The organism is Lapillicoccus sp., assembly GCF_046595215.1.
Lineage (GTDB): Bacteria > Actinomycetota > Actinomycetes > Actinomycetales > Dermatophilaceae > Lapillicoccus.
Window position 1 is genome coordinate 1 of the sequence record NZ_JBKJPP010000046.1, and the last position, 17,576, is coordinate 17,576.

The 17,576-nt window shown below is 70.4% G+C and carries 16 protein-coding genes; 10 read left to right on the forward strand and 6 right to left on the reverse strand.

The features are described from left to right. Positions 1-1,014 (reverse strand): glutamine synthetase family protein (locus ACLL9L_RS04425; RefSeq protein WP_411283436.1); only part of this gene is annotated, 1,014 nt, incomplete at its 3' end. 53 nt (positions 1,015-1,067) lie between these two features. Continuing rightward, positions 1,068-2,618: a phytoene desaturase family protein gene (locus tag ACLL9L_RS04430; protein ID WP_411283437.1), complete on the reverse strand. Its 1,551-nt coding sequence runs from the start codon at positions 2,616-2,618 to the stop codon at positions 1,068-1,070. 80 nt (positions 2,619-2,698) lie between these two features. Between ACLL9L_RS04430 and ACLL9L_RS04435 the strand changes: the two genes are divergently transcribed. Then, entirely contained in the window at positions 2,699-3,772 is a 1,074-nt protein-coding gene (locus tag ACLL9L_RS04435; RefSeq protein ID WP_411283438.1) for a M36 family metallopeptidase, read from the forward strand. A gap of 122 nt (positions 3,773-3,894) precedes the next feature. Here ACLL9L_RS04435 and ACLL9L_RS04440 read toward each other — a convergent pair whose 3' ends face one another. Continuing rightward, complete coding sequence (locus ACLL9L_RS04440) at positions 3,895-6,183, reverse strand: immune inhibitor A domain-containing protein (protein ID WP_411283439.1); 2,289 nt, start codon at positions 6,181-6,183, stop codon at positions 3,895-3,897. Positions 6,184-6,371: 188 nt separating this feature from the next. Here ACLL9L_RS04440 and ACLL9L_RS04445 point away from each other — a divergent pair, with 188 nt between their 5' ends. From ACLL9L_RS04445 to ACLL9L_RS04455, 3 genes are all read left to right on the forward strand, one after another. Next, the gene (locus ACLL9L_RS04445; RefSeq protein WP_411283440.1) at positions 6,372-8,132 is read left to right on the forward strand and encodes an NAD+ synthase; all 1,761 of its coding nucleotides are present in this window, start codon (positions 6,372-6,374) and stop codon (positions 8,130-8,132) included. Positions 8,133-8,145: 13 nt separating this feature from the next. Next, on the forward strand, positions 8,146-9,021 hold the full coding sequence (panB, locus tag ACLL9L_RS04450) for a 3-methyl-2-oxobutanoate hydroxymethyltransferase (RefSeq protein ID WP_411283441.1): 876 nt from the start codon (positions 8,146-8,148) through the stop codon (positions 9,019-9,021). 137 nt (positions 9,022-9,158) lie between these two features. Further along, a complete protein-coding gene (locus ACLL9L_RS04455; protein ID WP_411283442.1) occupies positions 9,159-10,565 on the forward strand; it encodes a hypothetical protein in 1,407 nt (468 codons plus the stop codon). Positions 10,566-10,592: 27 nt separating this feature from the next. On the opposite strand, the gene ACLL9L_RS04460 is transcribed toward ACLL9L_RS04455, so the two are convergent. Beyond that, on the reverse strand, positions 10,593-10,853 hold the full coding sequence (locus ACLL9L_RS04460) for a methionine aminopeptidase (protein WP_411283443.1): 261 nt from the start codon (positions 10,851-10,853) through the stop codon (positions 10,593-10,595). 29 nt (positions 10,854-10,882) lie between these two features. Here ACLL9L_RS04460 and map point away from each other — a divergent pair, with 29 nt between their 5' ends. Together map and ppgK are read left to right on the forward strand one after the other, a co-directional pair. Beyond that, positions 10,883-11,746, forward strand: coding sequence for a type I methionyl aminopeptidase (map, locus tag ACLL9L_RS04465; protein ID WP_411283444.1), 864 nt, complete (start codon positions 10,883-10,885; stop codon positions 11,744-11,746). Positions 11,747-11,779: 33 nt separating this feature from the next. Beyond that, positions 11,780-12,565, forward strand: a complete 786-nt coding sequence (ppgK, locus tag ACLL9L_RS04470; protein WP_411283445.1) for a polyphosphate--glucose phosphotransferase — start codon at positions 11,780-11,782, stop codon at positions 12,563-12,565. A 10-nt stretch (positions 12,566-12,575) separates the two neighbouring features. On the opposite strand, the gene ACLL9L_RS04475 is transcribed toward ppgK, so the two are convergent. Both ACLL9L_RS04475 and ACLL9L_RS04480 read right to left on the reverse strand, forming a co-directional pair. Continuing rightward, on the reverse strand, positions 12,576-13,229 hold the full coding sequence (locus ACLL9L_RS04475; RefSeq protein ID WP_411283446.1) for an MBL fold metallo-hydrolase: 654 nt from the start codon (positions 13,227-13,229) through the stop codon (positions 12,576-12,578). 47 nt (positions 13,230-13,276) lie between these two features. Then, positions 13,277-14,269 (reverse strand): anti-sigma factor RsbA family regulatory protein, encoded by a 993-nt coding sequence (locus ACLL9L_RS04480; protein WP_411283447.1) that lies wholly within the window; start codon positions 14,267-14,269, stop codon positions 13,277-13,279. A gap of 598 nt (positions 14,270-14,867) precedes the next feature. On the opposite strand from ACLL9L_RS04480, the gene ACLL9L_RS04485 reads away from it, so the two are divergent. From ACLL9L_RS04485 to ACLL9L_RS04500, 4 genes are all read left to right on the forward strand, one after another. After that, a complete protein-coding gene (locus tag ACLL9L_RS04485; protein WP_411283448.1) occupies positions 14,868-15,866 on the forward strand; it encodes a molybdopterin-dependent oxidoreductase in 999 nt (332 codons plus the stop codon). 141 nt (positions 15,867-16,007) lie between these two features. Continuing rightward, positions 16,008-16,202 (forward strand): hypothetical protein, encoded by a 195-nt coding sequence (locus ACLL9L_RS04490; RefSeq protein ID WP_411283449.1) that lies wholly within the window; start codon positions 16,008-16,010, stop codon positions 16,200-16,202. A 142-nt stretch (positions 16,203-16,344) separates the two neighbouring features. After that, positions 16,345-17,238, forward strand: coding sequence for an AfsR/SARP family transcriptional regulator (locus tag ACLL9L_RS04495; protein WP_411283450.1), 894 nt, complete (start codon positions 16,345-16,347; stop codon positions 17,236-17,238). Positions 17,239-17,358: 120 nt separating this feature from the next. Further along, positions 17,359-17,576: response regulator transcription factor (locus tag ACLL9L_RS04500; protein ID WP_411283451.1), on the forward strand; the 218-nt coding region annotated here is incomplete at its 3' end.

The window sequence follows — 17,576 nt, forward strand, 5'->3', positions numbered from 1 at the left end:
GATCGAGCGGACCTCCACCCGCGTCGACTGCCCCTTCGTCGGCTTGTACATCGGGACGCGGACCAGCGCCGAGCGGTTGTTGTGACCCCAACAGACGTACGCGGGCGCCTCGCCGCCGCCCCACAGGCGCTTGTACGAGTTCACCCACTGGTTCGTGACCGCGGTGATCTCGGCGGAGTGCTTGAGCAGGCCGGCGATGAACGCGCGGCCCACCTTCGACAGGTGGTACTCGGCGCCGGCCTCATGAAAGGAGTTGCGGTCGCCCTCGAATAGCGACAGGTGCGTGTGCATGCCGGAGCCGGGGTGCTCGGTGAACGGCTTCGGCATGAAGGACGCGTAGATGTTCTGCTCGAGCGCAACCTCCTTCATCACCATCCGGAAGGTCATGATGTTGTCGGCAGTGCTGAGCGCGTCGGCGTAGCGCAGGTCGATCTCCTGCTGGCCGGGGCCGCCCTCGTGGTGGCTGAACTCCACCGAGATGCCCATGCTCTCGAGCATCGTGATGGCCTGCCGGCGGAAGTCGTAGCCGGTGCCGTGCGGGGTGTGGTCGAAATAGCCGCCGGCGTCGATCGGCACCGGCTTCTGGCCGGGCACCGGACCTTTCTCGAAGAGGTAGAACTCGATCTCGGGGTGCGTGTAGAAGGTGAAGCCCAGGTCGGAGGCGCGGGCGAGCGTCCGCTTGAGGACGTACCGCGGGTCGGCCCACGAGGGAGTGCCGTCGGTCATCAGGATGTCGCAGAACATCCGGGCGGTGCCAGGGGCCTCGGCCCGCCACGGCAGCACCTGGAACGTCGCCGGGTCCGGCTTCGCGAGCATGTCCGACTCGTGGACGCGGGCGAAGCCCTCGATGGCCGAGCCGTCGAAGCCGATGCCCTCGGCGAACGCCCCCTCGAGCTCCGCCGGGGCGACGGCCACCGACTTGAGCGTCCCGAGGACGTCGGTGAACCAGAGCCTGACGAAACGGATGTCGCGCTCCTCGATCGTGCGCAACACGAACTCCTGCTGACGGTCCATGTGACGATCCTGCCGCATCGAGGTTTCGCGCACGTTACGGTCCCGACCGCCGGTCAGCCCAGGACGGCGCGCGCCGCGTTGTGACCGGGGATGCCGGACACTCCCCCGCCGCGGCGCGCGCCGGCCCCGCAGACCAGCACCGCCGCGTGCCGGGTCTCGACGCCCCACGTCCCGACCTCGTCCACGGTCTCGGCCCAGGGCCACTGCAGCGACCGGTGGAAGATGTTGCCGCCCGGGAGGCGCAGGTCCCCCTCGAGGTCGACGGGAGTGCGGACCTCGAGGCACGGCCGGCCCTCACCGTCGGCCATGAGCAGCGGCGCGAGGGGCTCGCCGAGCACGCTGTCGAGGGCCCGCAACGTCGCGGCGAGGGCCTCGTCCCGACGCGCACCGTTGTCCTCCCGGAAGAGCCGGGCGGGCAGGTGCAGCCCGAAGAGGGTCAGCGTCTGCGCCGTCGAGTCGGCCAGCAGCGGACCGAGGATCGAGCGGTCCGAGAGGGTGTGACAGTAGATCTCGCACGGCGCGTGGTGGGGCACCCGCCCGGCCGCGGCCGCGGCATACGCCTCCTGGAGGTGCTCGAACCCCTCGTGGACGTGGAAGGTGCCGGAGAAGGCGGCCACCGGGTCGAGCCCGCTCTCGCGCAGGCGTGGCAGGCGGGAGAGCAGCATGTTGACCTTGAGCTGGGCGCCCTCGGGTGGCGGACCCGCGCAGACCGGCTCGCTGCCGGTCGCGGCGAGGAGCCCGTCGAGCACGGCCGGCGCGAGCCCCGCCAGGACGGTGGCGCGGGCGCGGTGCTCCCGGCCCTGCTGACGCCAGGTCACCTCGCCGTCGCCGGTGACGGCGAGCACCTCGGCGCCGGTCAGGAGGTCCGCACCGGCATCGGCGGCGGCCCTGGCGAGAGCCGTCGTGACCGCCCCCATGCCGCCGACCGGGACGTCCCAGTCGCCGGTGCCCCCACCGATGAGGTGGTAGAGGAAGCAGATGTTCTGGGCGAGGGTGCGGTCGTCGAGGTCGGCGAAGGTGCCGATCAGCCCGTCGGTCGCCACGACCCCGCGGACGAGGTCGTCCGCGAACGTCTCGCGCAGGAGCTCACCGAGGGGCCGCTCGGTGAGGGCGGCCCACAGGTCGTCGTCCTCGACCAGGGCCCGGATGTCCTCCGCCGAGCGCAGCGGCTGGGTGACCGTGGGCCAGATCCGCTCTGCAGCTCGGCCCATCCGTGTCGAGAACCGTTGCCACGCCTCGAAGTCCGCCTCGCCCCCGGTCAGCGTCAGGAAGGAGCGGCGGGTCGCCTCCGGGTCGCCGGTGTCGACGAGCAGGCCGCGGGACGGGTCGCCGGGGTCGGGCGTGTAGGAGGAGTAGCGGCGGCGGACCAGCCGCACGTCGAGCTCGAGGTCGGTGACGATCTCCCGGGGCAGCAGCGAGACGAGGTAGGAGTACCGCGAGAGGCGGGCGTCGACCCCGGGGAAGGTCTGCGCCGAGACGGCGGCTCCGCCGACGTGGCTCGCCCGCTCGAGGACGAGGACCCGACGCCCGGCGCGGGCCAGGTATGCCGCCGCGGTCAGGCCGTTGTGCCCGGCGCCGAGGACGATGTCGTCATAGGTCGTCACGCGCGGACCCTATCGACACCGGCTAGGTTCGTCGCGACGCGTCGGGACACCCCCGGCCACCCACCCCGGAGGTCAGGTCAATGAAGTCACTCCAGCGAACGTCCCTCTCCGTGCTCGCGACCGCATCGGTCGCCGCGCTCTGCGTCGCCACCCTCGCGGCCTCGCCCGCCCAGGCCACCAAGCCCGGCAGCGGCTCCTCGACCGGATCGGGGTCGGTCTTCATGGTCAACCCCGTGCAGTCCAGTGGCAACGAGTCGCTCACCGACCAGAAGGACTCCGACGCGGCGGTCCCCGGCAGTGCCTACGCGACGGTGCAGCTGCGCAACCTCGACGGCTCGGGCTACCTCAGTGGGGCGTGGGCCAACGTCCGCACCAACACGGGGCCGGCCGCATACAGCACGAGCAGCCAGTTCTTCTTCACGCGTCACGACGACCGGTTCGAGCAGGTCATGGCCTACTTCTGGGTCAACCAGGCGCAGGAGTACCTCCAGTCTCTCGGCTTCGGGTCGGCGCTCCGTCCGGTCAACAGGCATCCCCAGGACGTGCGGATCGACCAGTACGGCATCGACAACAGCTACCAGACCGACAAGCAGGACTTCCTCCGCTTCGGCAAGGGCGGAGTCGACGACGCCGAGGACGCGGAGGTCATCGTCCACGAGTACGGTCACGCGGTGCACGCGTCGCAGGTCCCCGGATTCGGCACCAGCCTCGACGCCGGGTCCATCGGTGAGTCGTGGGGCGACTACCTCGCGGTGAGCGTCGGGCTGGACGCCGCCGCGCAGTACGGCTGGCCGGTCAGGGCCGAAGCAGCCTGCCCGATGGACTGGGACGCTACCTCCTACACCGCCGCCCCGCACTGCATCCGCCGGTTCGACCTCAACCTCACGCTTGCCGACCGCCGGGGCGAGGTGCACTACGACGGCCAGATCTGGAGCCAGGCCCTCTGGGAGATCCGCACGGGATACCAGGCGATGGGCGGCCTCGGCACCCGAGCCTGGGACACGACGCTCGTCGACAGCCAGTTCGACTACGCCGCGGGCACGTCGTTCTCCGCCGCGGCCGGGGCCACCTACACCAAGGCCCTCGCCCGCGACGGCGCTGCCGCCGGAGAGCTGGTCAAGGCACGGTTCGCTGCGCGGGGGATCACGTTCTGAGCAGCGACCGCGACGACGACTGACGAGTCAGGCCCCCGGGACGCCGTTGTCCCGGGGGCCTGACTCGTGGTGACTGCCGTGCGTGACCGCCTTGGTGCTGGGCGCGCTCGTTCCCGCTCAGGTCACCTGAAGGCGACCTTGACCTGCAGCTCGTTCCCCCCGTCGCGCGTCTTCGTGACCGTCATCGACGTCCCGGTCCCCGCCACCTTGACCGAGCTCCACGGGTTCGTGGCGCTCCAGTAGCGGGTCGGGTCGCGGTCGTCGAACGTCGCGATGGCCGGCTGTGAGGGGACGTTCAGCGCGACCCCGTTGCGGTGGAAGGTCACCGCGTCGGTGGCCTCCTGCCCGAAGGTGGCGTCGAACGGCTGCCGTCGGTTGCCGAGCCTCACCCCGTCGGCGAAGGTGATCGGAGCAGGACGGGCGTCGACGGGCAGGACCTGACCACGGCCCGGGTGGGCCGAGGTGTTGTTGTCCTGGTACTGGCCGTCGGCATACCAGACGAGCAGGCCGTTCTGGTAAGGGAACCGCTCGACCCAGTCCGGCCGGGTGCTGGCGAAGCCGAAGTTGTACGGCCCGGTCCGCAGTGTCGCGTCATAGCCGGAGTAGACCCGGTTCTCGGCGATGTAGTACTGCGCCACCGTGACCGTGGTGCTGCCGCTCATCCGGGTGAACCCGCTCGTCGTCCAGCCGTTGTCGCCGCCCTCGACGGTGTCGTTGAAGACCGCGGCGCCGTTGACGTTGACGGCCAGGTCGTCGAGGAACGACCCGGCCTGGTTGACGCCGCCGTCAGCGCTGTAGCGGAAGCGGAACTGGATCGACGTGCCGGCGAACGCGGACAGGTCCCAGCTCTTCTGGGTCCAGCCGAAGGTGCCGGTGATCGGGTCACCGACCGGTGCCCAGGTGCGGCCGTCGCTCGAGACCTCGCCGTAGAGGTGGTCGAAGCCGTCCTCGGTGTCGTTCTGCAGCCACGCGCTGACACTGGCTGACGTCGTCGCCGCCGTGAGGTCGATCGTCCGCGAGAGGGTGCTCGTGAGGTTGGAGGAGGATCCGCTCCACCACTCGGTGGCACCTCCGTGTGGCGTGTTGTAGGCCGTCGTGACGCTCTTGTCGGGCAAGGTGACGACGACCGCCTGCGACGCGGTCCTGCTCGCGAGGTCGGCCGGGCCGAGTTTCACGGTCGTGTCCTGGCCGAACGGCACGCTCTGGTGGTCGAGCCAGCCGAGCTGCAGCTTCTCCCACGCGCCCAAGTATCCCGGGGTCGTGCCGATGGAGTCGGTGCCGCGGTTCAGCCACGACCCACCGGACATGAGAGTCCAGAAGGCGGTGCCGTTGTCGCCACCGGCGGTGTCGTAGAGGTCGGGCAGGCCGAGGTCGTGCCCGAACTCGTGGGCGAAGACCCCGAGGCCACCGTTCTCGGGCTCCGTGGTGTAGTCACCGATCCAGAGGCCGGAGTTGCCGAGCTGCACGCCCCCGAGCTTGTTCTGGTCCGGTCCCGTCTTGCCCTGGTCGGTCGAGAAGGCATACCACCGGTGCGACCAGATCGCGTCCGCGCCCTGCGCGCCGCCACCGGCCTCCTCGCCCTCCCCGGCATGGATCGCCTGGAAGTGGTCGATGTAGCCGTCCGGCTCGTTGAAGTTGCCGTCGCCGTCGGCGTCGTAGCGGTCGACCTTGTCGAACTGCGCGAGGTAGGCCTTGACCTCGGCGTCGGACTTGCCGGCCGACTTCTGCGCGTCGTACCAGGCCGTCGCGGTGTCCTTGATGTAGTTCCAGTAGCCGTCCGACTGCCCCACCTTGTTGGAGCCGTAGCGGGCCTCGTTGGAGGGGACCGTGACCCAGTTGGAGACGTCACCCCTGGCGAGGAACCGGCCGTTTGACTGCTTGAGGTAGAAGTCCTTGAACGACTCCCCGGGCCCGAACATCAGGTCCTGGAAGTGCTGCTGATTGAAGTCCTTGACCCAGTAGGTCGAGTTGTCGTCGGTCTTGTCACCGTTCCATGTGCGGTCGGGCGCGGCGATCTGGTTGTGTGTCGGCCCGGCAGCCCCCCCGGCCGCGGGGGTGGTGGCGGCGCCGAAGTCGGTGAGGACCGTGAAGATGTTCTCCTCACGGTTGACGTCGTACTGGACATACCTGTCCTTCGACTTCTTGTCCTGGTCGTTCTTCGCGACCTTGATGACGCGCTTCCCGCCACGGGTCTCCAGGGTGGCCTGGCCCTTGACGAGCATGGCCACCGCCTCCGTGCGCAGGGTGGCCTGGGCATCGCCCAGCGGGTTGGGCAGGTTGTCAGGGCGGCTCGACGCCGTCGGGTCCTGGTCGGGGCCCTTCGGGACGGCCTGGGCGGGGGCTTGCAGTGCAGCCAGGGCGAGGGCGGAGATCGCCACTCCCGAGGCAGCTCTCCAGTGCCAGTTCTTCACGAAACCTCCATGGATTGCGGCGTCAAGTTTTGTGGCGCCTCGGGGCACACCATCACAACTCACGGCGAATCGGGAGCATTTTGACAGACTATTTTCAGTTTTACCCTCCCTTTACCCACGAAACGGCGCTGCTACCTGCTCACGACGGGACGGTCCAGCCCCCGGTGGCCGCCAACTAGGCTCATCCCATGGCGCAGCTCCGACTCGCGATGGCCCAGGTCGACCCCACTGTCGGCGACCTGCCCGGCAACGCCGCTCTCGTGCGTGAGCACGTGACTCGCGCGGCGCAGGCCGGGGCGCACCTCGTGGCCTTCCCCGAGATGGTCCTCACGGCATACCCGGTCGAGGACCTCGCCCTTCGCGCGTCCTTCGTCGAGGCCTCCCGCCGGGCCCTGACGCAGCTCGCCGCCGACCTCGCGGCCGACGGGCACGGGGACCTTCCGGTCGTCGTGGGCTACCTCGACCGTGCCCCGGAGCCCCCGGACGCCCCGGACGCCCCGCAGGGCGGGCGGGCCCTGCCCCAGAACTGCGCCGCCGTCCTGCACGGCGGGGCGGTGGTCGGGCGCTACGCCAAGCACCACCTGCCCAACTACGGGGTCTTCGACGAGTACCGCATCTTCGCGCCGGGCGACTCCCTCACCATCGTGCGCGTGCGCGGGGTCGACGTCGCCATCGCGATCTGCGAGGACCTGTGGCAGGAGGGCGGACCGGTCTCCCAGACCCGCGCCGCCGGGGCCGAGCTGCTACTGGTCATCAACGGCTCCCCCTATGAGCGCGAGAAGGACGACACCCGGCTCGCGCTCGTGCAGCGGCGGGCCGCCGAGGCGCAGTGCACCCTCGCCTATCTCAACATGGTCGGCGGCCAGGACGAGCTCGTCTTCGACGGCGACTCGATGGTCGTCGGCCGGGACGGCACGGTGCTGGCGCGGGGTCCGCAGTTCGTCGAGGACCTCGTCGTCGTCGACCTCGAGCTCGCCGGGTCGAGCGTCGACGTCGGCGGGCTGCCCGAAGACATCGTCCACGTCACGGTCTCGCAGGAGCCGCTGCCACCGTATGCCGCGCAGCAGCCACCGATGTATCCCCGCCTCGACCCGCTCGAGGAGGTGTGGCGGGCAGTCGGTCTCGGCCTGCGGGACTACGTGCGCAAGAACGGCTTCCGCAAGGTGCTGCTCGGGGTCTCGGGCGGCATCGACTCCACGGTCGTCGCGACGATGGCCGCCGACGTCCTCGGCGGCGAGAACGTCATCGGGATCAGCAACCCCAGCAAGTACTCCTCCGCCGGCAGCAAGGACGACGCCCTGGCCCTCGCCGACAACCTCGGCCTCGACTACCGCGTCGTGCCGATCCAGCCGATGGTCGCGCCCTTCCTCGAGGCGCTCGGGGTCGACGGCGTCGCCGAGGAGAACCTGCAGGCGCGGGTGCGCGGAGTCATCTGGATGGCGATCTCCAACTCCGAGGGCCCGCTCGTGCTCACCAACAGCAACAAGTCCGAGGTCTCGGTGGGCTACTCGACGATCTACGGGGACAGCGTCGGCGGGTTCGCGCCGATCAAGGACGTGCCGAAGACCCTTGTCTGGGAGCTCGCGAAGTGGCGCAACCGGTATGCCGTCTCGCGCGGCGAACGTCCGCCCATCCCCGAGGCGTCGATCACCAAGGCGCCGTCGGCCGAGCTGCGTCCAGACCAGACCGACCAGGACTCACTGCCGCCCTACGACGTTCTCGACGCGATCCTCGCCGGCTACGTCGGGGTGGCCCACGGCCGGGACACGCTCATCGAGGCGGGCTTCGAGCCGGTCGTCGTCGACCAGGTCATCCAGCTCGTCGACCGGGCCGAGTGGAAGCGGCGCCAGTTCGCGCCGGGTCCCAAGATCTCGCCTCTCGCCTTCGGCAAGGACCGCCGGCTGCCGATCACGAGCCACTGGCGTGAGCAGCAGGAGCAGCACCGATGAAGGAGCGGCACCGATGACCGAGCAGCCCGCCCCGTACGGCACCGGCGGCTCCGGCCTCCCCGCCCCCGCGGCGGGCGGGCCGGCCCGGCCGCGACGGGTGCGGATCCCCCACCTGCGCCAGCTCAAGGCGGACGGGCAGCGGTGGGCGATGCTCACGGCATACGACATGTACTCCGCTGAGGTCTTCGACGAGGCCGGTATCCCCGTGCTTCTGGTCGGTGACTCTGCCGGCAACAACGTCTTCGGCTACGAGACGACGGTCCCGGTGACCGTGGATGAGCTGATCCCGTTGGTGCGGGCCGTCGCCCGCGCGGCGAAGCGGGCCATGGTCGTCGCGGACCTGCCCTTCGGGTCCTACGGCGGCCCCCCCGAGCAGGGGCTCGCGACGGCGGTGCGGTTCATGAAGGAGGGGCTGGCCCACGCGGTCAAGCTCGAGGGGGGCCGCGAGATGGCGGCGACCGTCGAGCTGCTCGTCCGCACCGGGATCCCGGTCATGGGCCACCTGGGGTTCACGCCGCAGAGCGAGCACACCCTCGGCGGCTACCGGGTCCAGGGGCGCGGCGACGCCGCCGACGAGCTGGTCGATGACGCCCTGGCGCTGCAGCAGGCCGGTGCCTTCGCGGTGGTCATGGAGATGGTGCCGGCGCCCCTGGCGAAGCGGGTCACGCAGATCCTCGACGTGCCGACGATCGGCATCGGTGCCGGCCCGGACTGCGACGCGCAGGTGCTGGTCTGGCAGGACATGGCCGGACTGCGCGGGGGGGTGACGCCGCGGTTCGTGAAGCGGTATGCCGACCTGCGGGGGGCACTCGGTGACGCGGCCCGGACCTACGCGGCGGAGGTGGCGGACGGGAGCTTCCCGGCGACCGAGCACTCGTTCGAGGACTGAAAGCCGGCCTCGTCTCCTGCGGCCGGCCTCTGTTCGCTGGCGCAATTTGGTACTTAAGGGGTAAATAAGCTTATAGCGGGTTATTCTGGGAGCATCGTCGCGGTCACCTGTACCGCTGCCACTCCATAGGGGACCCCATGCGTGCTCTGACCACGATCGGCGTCATCGCGACACTTCTTGTCGCTGCCGCCGCCGGCACCACCAGCGCGGCCGGGGCAGGGGCCACCGCCTCGACCGTCGCTGCCATCACGACCGGCGGGTCCACCGGGGCGTACTACCGGGTGGCGCCGAGCCGGATCCTCGACACCCGCCAGGGCGCCGGCCAGCTCGGCCCCGGCGCAGTCCTGCCGCTGCAGGTGGGCGGCCAGGGCGGCGTGCCCGGCACCGGTGTCTCCGCGGTGGTCCTCAACGTGACGGTGACCAACCCCACCGCGGGCAGCTACCTCACGGCATACCCGTCCGACCTCCCCCGCCCCAACGCGTCGTCGATCAACTTCCCCCGCGGCTTCACCGGCGCAAACCTCGTCACCGTCCCGCTGCACGCCGGTGGTGTGGTGAACATCTACAACGCCTTCGGCTCGGTCGACGTGATCGGCGACGTGGTCGGGTTCTACGCCGCGGACGAGAGCCTGGTTTCGGCCTACGGTGCGAGCGGCGGCTTCATCGCCACCGTCCCGACCCGCCTCTACGACTCCCGCAACGACGCGAGCGCCGGCAACGCGCCCTTCGTCGACGGTGAGTTCCTGACCCTCCCGGTGCGGCTCGGCCCGGACCCGAACGGGGTCGACGTCACCAACAAGATCCGGGCGACGGTCGTCAACATCACCGTGGCCTCACCGACCGCCGGTGGGTTCGTCCGCACCTGGGACGGGGCGGCTGCCGAGCCGGGCACGTCCACGGTCAACTTCGCCGCCGGGACCAACGTCGCCAACACGTCGATCGTCCCCACCGCCCCCTGCACGGTGTGCGGCGGGTCGAGCGATCCGTCCTTCCAGCTCAAGGTCTACACCGGCGGCTCGGCCCACGTCATCGTCGACCTCGTCGGCGTGACGCTCGACCCGACCTACACCGCGGACTGGCGGTTCAAGCCCGTGGCCACGCCCCAGCGCATCGTCGACAGCCGCTTGGCTCTCGGCATCAACCGACTGGGCGAGGCGCAGCCCCAGACCTTCGTCGTCCCGTCCACGGTTGCCGGGCCCAACACGATGGCGATCGTCTCCAACCTGACTGCGGTCACCCCGAGCGCAGCGACCTACCTCCAGCTCTGGGCCGCGGGCGACCCGGTCCCCGACGTGAGCAACCTCAACCTGGGCATCGGCCAGGTCGTCGCGAACGCGGCCTACGTCCCCGTGGGCGCCAGCAACAACATCACCATCCAGAACCGGTTCGGCCAGACGGACGCCATCGTCGACGTGGCCGGCACGATGGAGTACGTCACTCCGGCGATCACTGGCAAGGCGCCGGCCATCGCGGGCGCGTCCGGGGCCCAGGCAGCCCGGACACCGGTCGGCGTCAGCCCGGCCGCCCCCACTCGCGGCCGCTGACCTCGCGGCCGCCCGCGTCCGGGAGTTCTATGCCGAGGGCTCGTCGCCACCATGTGGTGGCGTCGAGCCCTTGGCGTCCCACTCACGGTCCTGCTCGTCCCACGTCTCGGTCTTCGCCCGCGCGGTGTCGAGGGCCTTCGCGGCCTCGGCCTCGCTCGCGTAGGGCCCCATCACGTCGGCCCCCCGGCTGCGGGTGTCATCGGTCTCGACCTGTCCGGTGCTGACGTTGAACCAGTACTGCACGGCAACCTCCCAGGGGTGGGGATCGGGGATGGCCGGTCGGCACATCCCTCATCCGTCCTTCTAGACTCCACCGTATGCCGGTCACCTTCGCAAGCGTCGCGCCCCACGACCTCTCGCCGCGCCGCCCGGTCCCCACGAGCATCCCGCGGCCGGAGTACGTCGACCGCCCGGCGCCCGCCCCCTATACGGGGCCGGAGGTCAAGGACGCCGAGACCATCGCCCGGATGCGCACGGCGGGACGGATCGCCGCCCGGGCGATGGAGGCCGCGGCGGCGGTCATCGCCCCCGGGGTGATGACGGACGAGATCGACGCGGTGGGCCACGCCTACCTCCTGGACCACGGCGCCTACCCCTCGACGCTGGGCTACAAGGGCTTCCCCAAGTCCCTGTGCACCTCGGTCAACGAGGTCATCTGCCATGGCATCCCGGACTCCCGCCGCCTCGAGGACGGCGACATCGTCAACATCGACATCACCGGGTTCATCGACGGCGTCCACGGTGACACCGACGCGACCTACCTGTGCGGCGACGTCGACCAGGAGTCCCGACTGCTCGTCGAGCGCACGCGCGAGGCGACGATGCGCGCGATCAGGGCCGCCCTGCCCGGTCGCGCGGTCAACGTCATCGGGCGGGTCATCGAGTCCTACGCGCGTCGCTTCGGTTATGGCGTCGTGCGCGACTTCACCGGGCACGGGATCGGCACGGCCTTCCACAGCGGGCTGGTCATCCCCCACTACGACGCGGCCCCGGCATACGACCGGGTCCTCGAGCCCGGCATGACCTTCACCATCGAGCCGATGCTCAACCTCGGCACCCCGCAGTGGGAGATGTGGGAGGACGGGTGGACCGTCGTCACCGCGGACCGGCGCCGCTCCGCCCAGTTCGAGCACACCATCCTCATCACCGAGGACGGCAACGAGATCCTCACCCTCCCCTGATCCGCCCTACCAACGACGCAAAGGCGACTGACCATGGCGAAGCACGGCAACCCCCTCGGCATCGACATCGGCGGCAGCGGCATCAAGGGCGCCCCCGTCGACCTCGCGACAGGCACGTTCACGGCCAAGCGACTGCGCTTCGACACGCCCCAGCCGTCCACCCCCGAAGCCGTGATCGATGCGGTTGCCAAGGTGGTCGAGCACTTCAAGGACGAGATCGGCGACGCCCCCATCGGTGTCACGGTCCCGGCGGTCGTCACCCACGGCACCGTCCGGTCCGCCGCGAACATCGACCACGGCTGGATCGACTTCGACGGCGAGCTGGCCCTCGAGACGAAGCTCGGCCGTGACGTCACGCTCGTCAACGACGCCGACGCGGCCGGATACGCGGAGCTGCACTACGGCGCCGCCAGGGACGAGTTCGGTCTGGTGATCCTGACGACCCTCGGGACCGGGATCGGCAGCGCCATCCTCTACAACAACCTGCTCGTGCCCAACAGCGAGCTCGGGCACCTCGAGATCGACGGCAACGACGCCGAGAAGGACGCCGCCTCGTCGGTCAAGGACGCCCTCGGCCTGTCCTACGAGGAGTACGCCACCCGCCTGCAGCGCTACTACTCGGTGCTCGAGGCACTCTTCTCCCCCGACCTCATCGTCGTCGGCGGGGGCATCTCCAAGGACGCCGACAAGTTCCTCCACCTGCTGGAGCTGCGCACCCCCATCATCCCGGCCACCCTGCAGAACAAGGCGGGCATCATCGGGGCGGCCCGGCTGGCCGCCGAGGCCGCCGGCGTGAAGGTCAAGCCGAAGAAGGGTTGAGCCCCACCCGTCAGCTGATGACGGCCGGCTGACCGTCCGCGAGGTCGTGCAGCATGAGGTCGTCGCCGCCCCAGGTGCCGATGTGGTCGACGTACAAGCGTCGACCGATCCCGGACACGAGTGCGTCGTGGATCGGGATGAAACCCGTCGGGCCGACCCGCCGGACGAAGGCGATCGACTCGCTCACCTTTGCCCACGGTGCGTTGACGGGGACCGCGAGCAGGTCGACCTCGCCGGGGTCGCCGTCATAGGCGTCCCCGGGGTGGTAGAGACTGGGTTCGCCATCGGCGCGCAGGACGACGCCGACGTTGGTGCACCGCGGCACCCCGTCGTGGTTGACGGCATGCAGCCGGCCCACCGGGGTCGCCGTGGCGCGGCCGATCACGATGGCGCTGCCCTGCTCGAGCGTGACGACGTCAGCGCCCGCGGTCTCGACCAGTTCGGCCGTCTGCGGGTCGGCCAGGACGCTGGCCTGCCGGTTGGCCTGCAGCAGCGCGGGCAGGCGGTCCTGGTCGAGGTGGTCCGCGTGCTGGTGTGTGATGACGATGGCATCGAGGTCGCGCAGCTCCTCGAAGCCGGTGGAGAAGCCTCCCGGGTCGATGAGGATGCGGGTGTCGGCGATCTCGACGAGCAGGCAGGCATGTCCGAGGTGGGTGACGCGCATGCGCCCAACCTACGCCGCGGCCCCGCCCGGGGAGCCGGCAGCGCCCATCAGAGCCAGGTGTGGATCCGGACCGTCGTGCCACCGCCGTGCGACCGGATCTGCACGAGGTCGCACAGCTGGTTGACCATCCACAGGCCGCGTCCGTGCTGGCTGTAGAGATCGGGCTGGTGCCGACCGATGAGCGGGTCGGCGATCTGGCCACGGTCACGCACCTCGCACACGAGAGCACCGGCCCGGCACCAGGTCCGCAGAACGCCCTTACCCCCGGCGTGGACGACACTGTTGGTGGCCACCTCGTGGACGGCGAGGGCGAGGTCGCAGCTGCGCTCGAAGGACACGCCGGCCTCCCGGGCACGGTCGAGGACGGCGCCGTGCACGGACCGCAGGGTCTCCACGGTGAACGGGCGTACGAACGCGTCACCCAGCGCCTCGGGAAGGTCCTCTGCGAACACCTCGAGGACGTCGGCGGCGGTGCCCCGAGTGGGCCCACCACCAGCGGGGGCGAGCCGGACCGGCGCCCCGTGCGCGAGCTGGGCGGCGGCGAGCACCTCGGGCGAGAGGTGGTCGGCGTCGTAGGGACAGAGCAACGACAGCAGGGCGTGCGGGGCCAGGGCGACGTCGATCAGGGACTCGTGCAGCTGGCACTCCGTCACCTCGTCTGGCCGTCGGCCGGCCCAGATGGGCTCACCGACGCCGCGGACCTGCTGACCCGGCGCGCCGAACTCGTCGACGAAACTGCGCCAGGCCGGGATGATCCGCGCGGGGTTGTGGCCGAGCTCGGCCATGTCGACGAAGCGGACCCGGTCGACGTCGGACCCGAGCCGGCTGCGGAGCTGCTCGAGGTGCGTCAGGGTGACGGCGACCATCACTGGCTGCCCCGCGGCGAGCCCGTCGCGGATGAACGGCACTGTGCCAGAGAGGAACTCGTCTTCGCCGCGCCAGAAGAACGCCTCGTGGCGGTAGCCCCCTACCACCGTCTGCGCTGCCGTCGGCTCAGTCACCTGCGCTGCCGTCGGGGCACCCGTCAGGGTAGCCGTCATCGATGCCACCTCATCGGTCCAGAACCCGCCCACCCGGGTTCGTTGCACCATGGTTCGTGCGCCATGCCACGCCTGCTTCCGTGGTGCCCCGCAGCGGACGCCCCCACGACGTCCGCCTGCACCAACGGGACCGACCGTACCCCCGCGTGCCCTCCCCGGGGAAGAGCTTTTCGCACATCTTCACCGACGTATCATCCGGCTCTCCCGGCCCTCCTCCACAGGGCCGGGGGCGCCGGGTCATGAGAATCGCCCGGGACGACAACCTGCCCGGGACGACAGACCTCCTCCAACCCCCTTCGACTTCCTCCGGTGGAGGTATACCCGAGCGCTAGACGGCTCGGACATACCTCCATCCGTCGAGCTGGGGGTGGCCGTCTCACCGCTCCGGGCGGACGGACCATCACCGTCGACCTAGCGTGGCCGGGTTGAGGCTGGTCGCACTCCGGACTGGGCGCCGGGGTGGACGCGAAGTGGTGTCGAAGCGACGTCGGGGAGTGACGTCGGGGAGTGACGTCGGGAGCGACCTCGACGGGACGTCGACACCAGGGCAGGTCAGGCGATGGGAGACACGCGCCATCGTGTCGCCTACCGTCGGAGGATGACCGGGCGCTGGACCAACCTCGCACTGCTGCTCGCGGTACCCCTCGCGGCACTGTCAGGGTTCGGGATGTTCCTCGTCGGCAGCGGGCCGGTGTGGCTGGTTGCCCTGTTGCACGGCGCGATCGGGCTGGCCGTGGTGGTGCTCGTGCCGTGGAAGTCGGCCGTCACACGTCGCGCTCTGCGCCGGGCGCCCCGGCCCGGTCGCCCGACCTCGATCTGGCTCGCGGTAGTGGTCGGGGTCGCACTCCTCACCGGTGTCGCCCACCTACTCGGCCTCCTCCTCGCAGACTCTGGTCTCACCACCCTCCAGCTCCACGTCACCGCTGGCATCCTCGCCGCAGTTCTCACCCTTGTGCACGCGAGGCAACGTCGGGTGCGGGCTCGTCCGGGCGACCTGTCGAGGCGGTCGCTGCTGCGCGCCGGTCTCGTTGCCGGTGCGGCAGGGGTGCTGGGCGCGGCCAGCCAGGGGGCGGGCCGGCTTGCCAGTCCCGCCGGAACCCGCCGCCCGACAGGGTCCTTCCGTCTTGCCTCGTCGTCGCCCGAGGCCATCCCAGTGACGTCGTGGCTGTTCGACGGCATACCCGTCGTCGATCGGGGTTCGTGGACGGTGACCGTCGCCTCGGAAGGGGACGCACGAGACTGGTCCGTGGCCGAGCTCAGCACGTGGGACGACCGTCAGCGAGCGATCCTGGACTGCACCGGCGGCTGGTGGACCGAGCAGGAGTGGAGCGGGGTGCTGGTCTCCAGGCTGCTGCCGGAGGGCGCGACGGGCAGTGTCGAGGTGACCAGCCGCACGGGCTACTCGCGGCGACTGCCGGTCACTCCCGACCTGATGCTCGCCACGGCCGTCGGCGGGACCCCGCTCGCGGACGGTCACGGAGCCCCCATGCGCCTCGTCGTGCCCGGCCGACGGGGATACCACTGGGTCAAGTGGGTGGTGCGAATCGACCTCGACGACCGCCCCTGGTGGACCCAACCGCCTTTCCCACTGCGGTGATCGGGCTCCAGCGACATCGCATGACCTGCGCTTGACCAAGAATTTACCCGGGCGGAAGGAGCGTGGTCGGCAAACCATAGAAATCGGACATAGCGACCACTAGCGTCATGGTCATTCCACTCCCGCTGCCGGAGGATGACCATGAGCCCGCTCGACCACCTCGCCTTCCTCGTTCCCGGCGTGTCGGCGCCCATGACCCGAGCCGGCGGCCTGCCCGGCGCGGCGACGCGGGCCCTGGTCACCGTACCGACCCTGCGGGTCCGTCCCACCGACCAGGTGATGGCCCGCGGTCAGGGGATCGCCCTCGTCATGCGTCAGGGCCCCGTCTCGGGCTGACCTGGGCGCCGAGCCCGTCCCGCCCACCCGCCACCCGCCCCCGCAGATGGGGGGGACCCTGCCCCCGCGCCCGGGGCTGGTCAGGGCGCGCTGCCTCACGCCACCATGGACCACCGGGCGACCTCGCCCAGAGGGAGGGTCCATGCTTCGTATCCGTCTTTTCGGCCCGACGACTCTCGAGGTCGACGGGCAGCCAGTGGCACTCGCCGGGCTCAGCACCAAGGCCCGTCAGGTCCTCGAGATCCTCGCCCTGCAGGCGGGTGCCCCGATGCCCAAGGAGCGGTTGGCCGATGTGTTGTGGGAAGGCCGTCCACCCGCGTCCCTCATCGCCTCCCTCGAGAGCTACGTGTGCGTGCTGCGCCGAACTCTTGCGCTCGGCAGCGGCCGTGACTCGGTGCTGGGCACGAGCTCGCAGGGCTACCAGCTCGACCTGAGCCGTTGCAGCGTCGACGTGCTGGACCTGCGTCGAGCGTGCGCCGGGGCCGCTGGTGCCAGTGCGGTCGAGGTGGTGCGGCTGGCGCACCACGCGGTCCGGCTCGTCGAGGGAGGACTGCTCCCCCACGAGCCCTACGCCTCCTGGGCAGTCAACGCCCGGGCCCAGGTCGGCAGTGACATGGGGCGGCTGCTCACCCGGGGTGCGCAGCTGGCCAATGCCCTCGGTGACGCCGAGAGCGCGGCACGGTTCTCGCGGGTGGCCATCACCTACGACGGACTCAGTGAGCAGGCCTGGCAGCAGCTGATGCGAGCGCTGTGGTTCTCCGGCCAGCGCTGCGAGGCGCTGAGGGCATATGCCGATCTGCGCGCCGCCACCATCGACGGACTGGGCGAGGAGCCGGGACAGGAGAGCAGGGATCTCTACCTGGCCATCCTGCGTCAGGGGGCTGGCCCCGCGAGCTCGGGCGACGAGCGGACGGAGCTGAAGATCCTTCTCTCGTTGCTGCGCCAGGCCCTCGACGGCGTCCCCGGGGTGACGGCCCCGCCGCTGGACGCCGACCTGGCGACGGCCGCCGTGCGGGTCCTGCAGCTCGTCGCATAAATTTGGGTTGAAATAGGTGTTTTAGGCACGTTGCGTATGGTCGATTCTGGCTATTGCTGCACCCCTGAGCCAGGTCGACACTGAGGTCAAGTGGTTACCGACCACACCTCGGGGGAGAGCATGAGCACCATTGCGGCGTCACGGCCAGTCGACCTGGCGGTCGAGACTTTGCGCACTCGGATCCTGGTGATCGACGATCACACCGTGTTCGCCCAGCTGTTCTCACGAGCCCTCGACCAAGAGGGGGATCTCGAGTGCGTGGGCACAGCCCATGACGTCCGGACCGGGATCGCCATGACGGAGTCCCTGGAGCCGGACCTGGTGGTGATGGACGTGCG

Excerpts from the sequence above, each read along its gene's own strand:
- map (WP_411283444.1), top strand. The coding sequence starts at position 10,883 with ATGCCGGTCACCTTCGCAAGCGTCGCGCCCCACGACCTCTCGCCGCGC.
- ACLL9L_RS04475 (WP_411283446.1), bottom strand. The coding sequence starts at position 13,229 with ATGCGCGTCACCCACCTCGGACATGCCTGCCTGCTCGTCGAGATCGCC.
- panB (WP_411283441.1), top strand. The coding sequence starts at position 8,146 with ATGACCGAGCAGCCCGCCCCGTACGGCACCGGCGGCTCCGGCCTCCCC.
- ACLL9L_RS04485 (WP_411283448.1), top strand. The coding sequence starts at position 14,868 with ATGACCGGGCGCTGGACCAACCTCGCACTGCTGCTCGCGGTACCCCTC.
- ACLL9L_RS04480 (WP_411283447.1), bottom strand. The coding sequence starts at position 14,269 with ATGACGGCTACCCTGACGGGTGCCCCGACGGCAGCGCAGGTGACTGAG.
- ppgK (WP_411283445.1), top strand. The coding sequence starts at position 11,780 with ATGGCGAAGCACGGCAACCCCCTCGGCATCGACATCGGCGGCAGCGGC.
- ACLL9L_RS04460 (WP_411283443.1), bottom strand. The coding sequence starts at position 10,853 with ATGTGCCGACCGGCCATCCCCGATCCCCACCCCTGGGAGGTTGCCGTG.
- ACLL9L_RS04435 (WP_411283438.1), top strand. The coding sequence starts at position 2,699 with ATGAAGTCACTCCAGCGAACGTCCCTCTCCGTGCTCGCGACCGCATCG.
- ACLL9L_RS04455 (WP_411283442.1), top strand. The coding sequence starts at position 9,159 with ATGCGTGCTCTGACCACGATCGGCGTCATCGCGACACTTCTTGTCGCT.
- ACLL9L_RS04490 (WP_411283449.1), top strand. The coding sequence starts at position 16,008 with ATGAGCCCGCTCGACCACCTCGCCTTCCTCGTTCCCGGCGTGTCGGCG.
- ACLL9L_RS04445 (WP_411283440.1), top strand. The coding sequence starts at position 6,372 with ATGGCGCAGCTCCGACTCGCGATGGCCCAGGTCGACCCCACTGTCGGC.
- ACLL9L_RS04495 (WP_411283450.1), top strand. The coding sequence starts at position 16,345 with ATGCTTCGTATCCGTCTTTTCGGCCCGACGACTCTCGAGGTCGACGGG.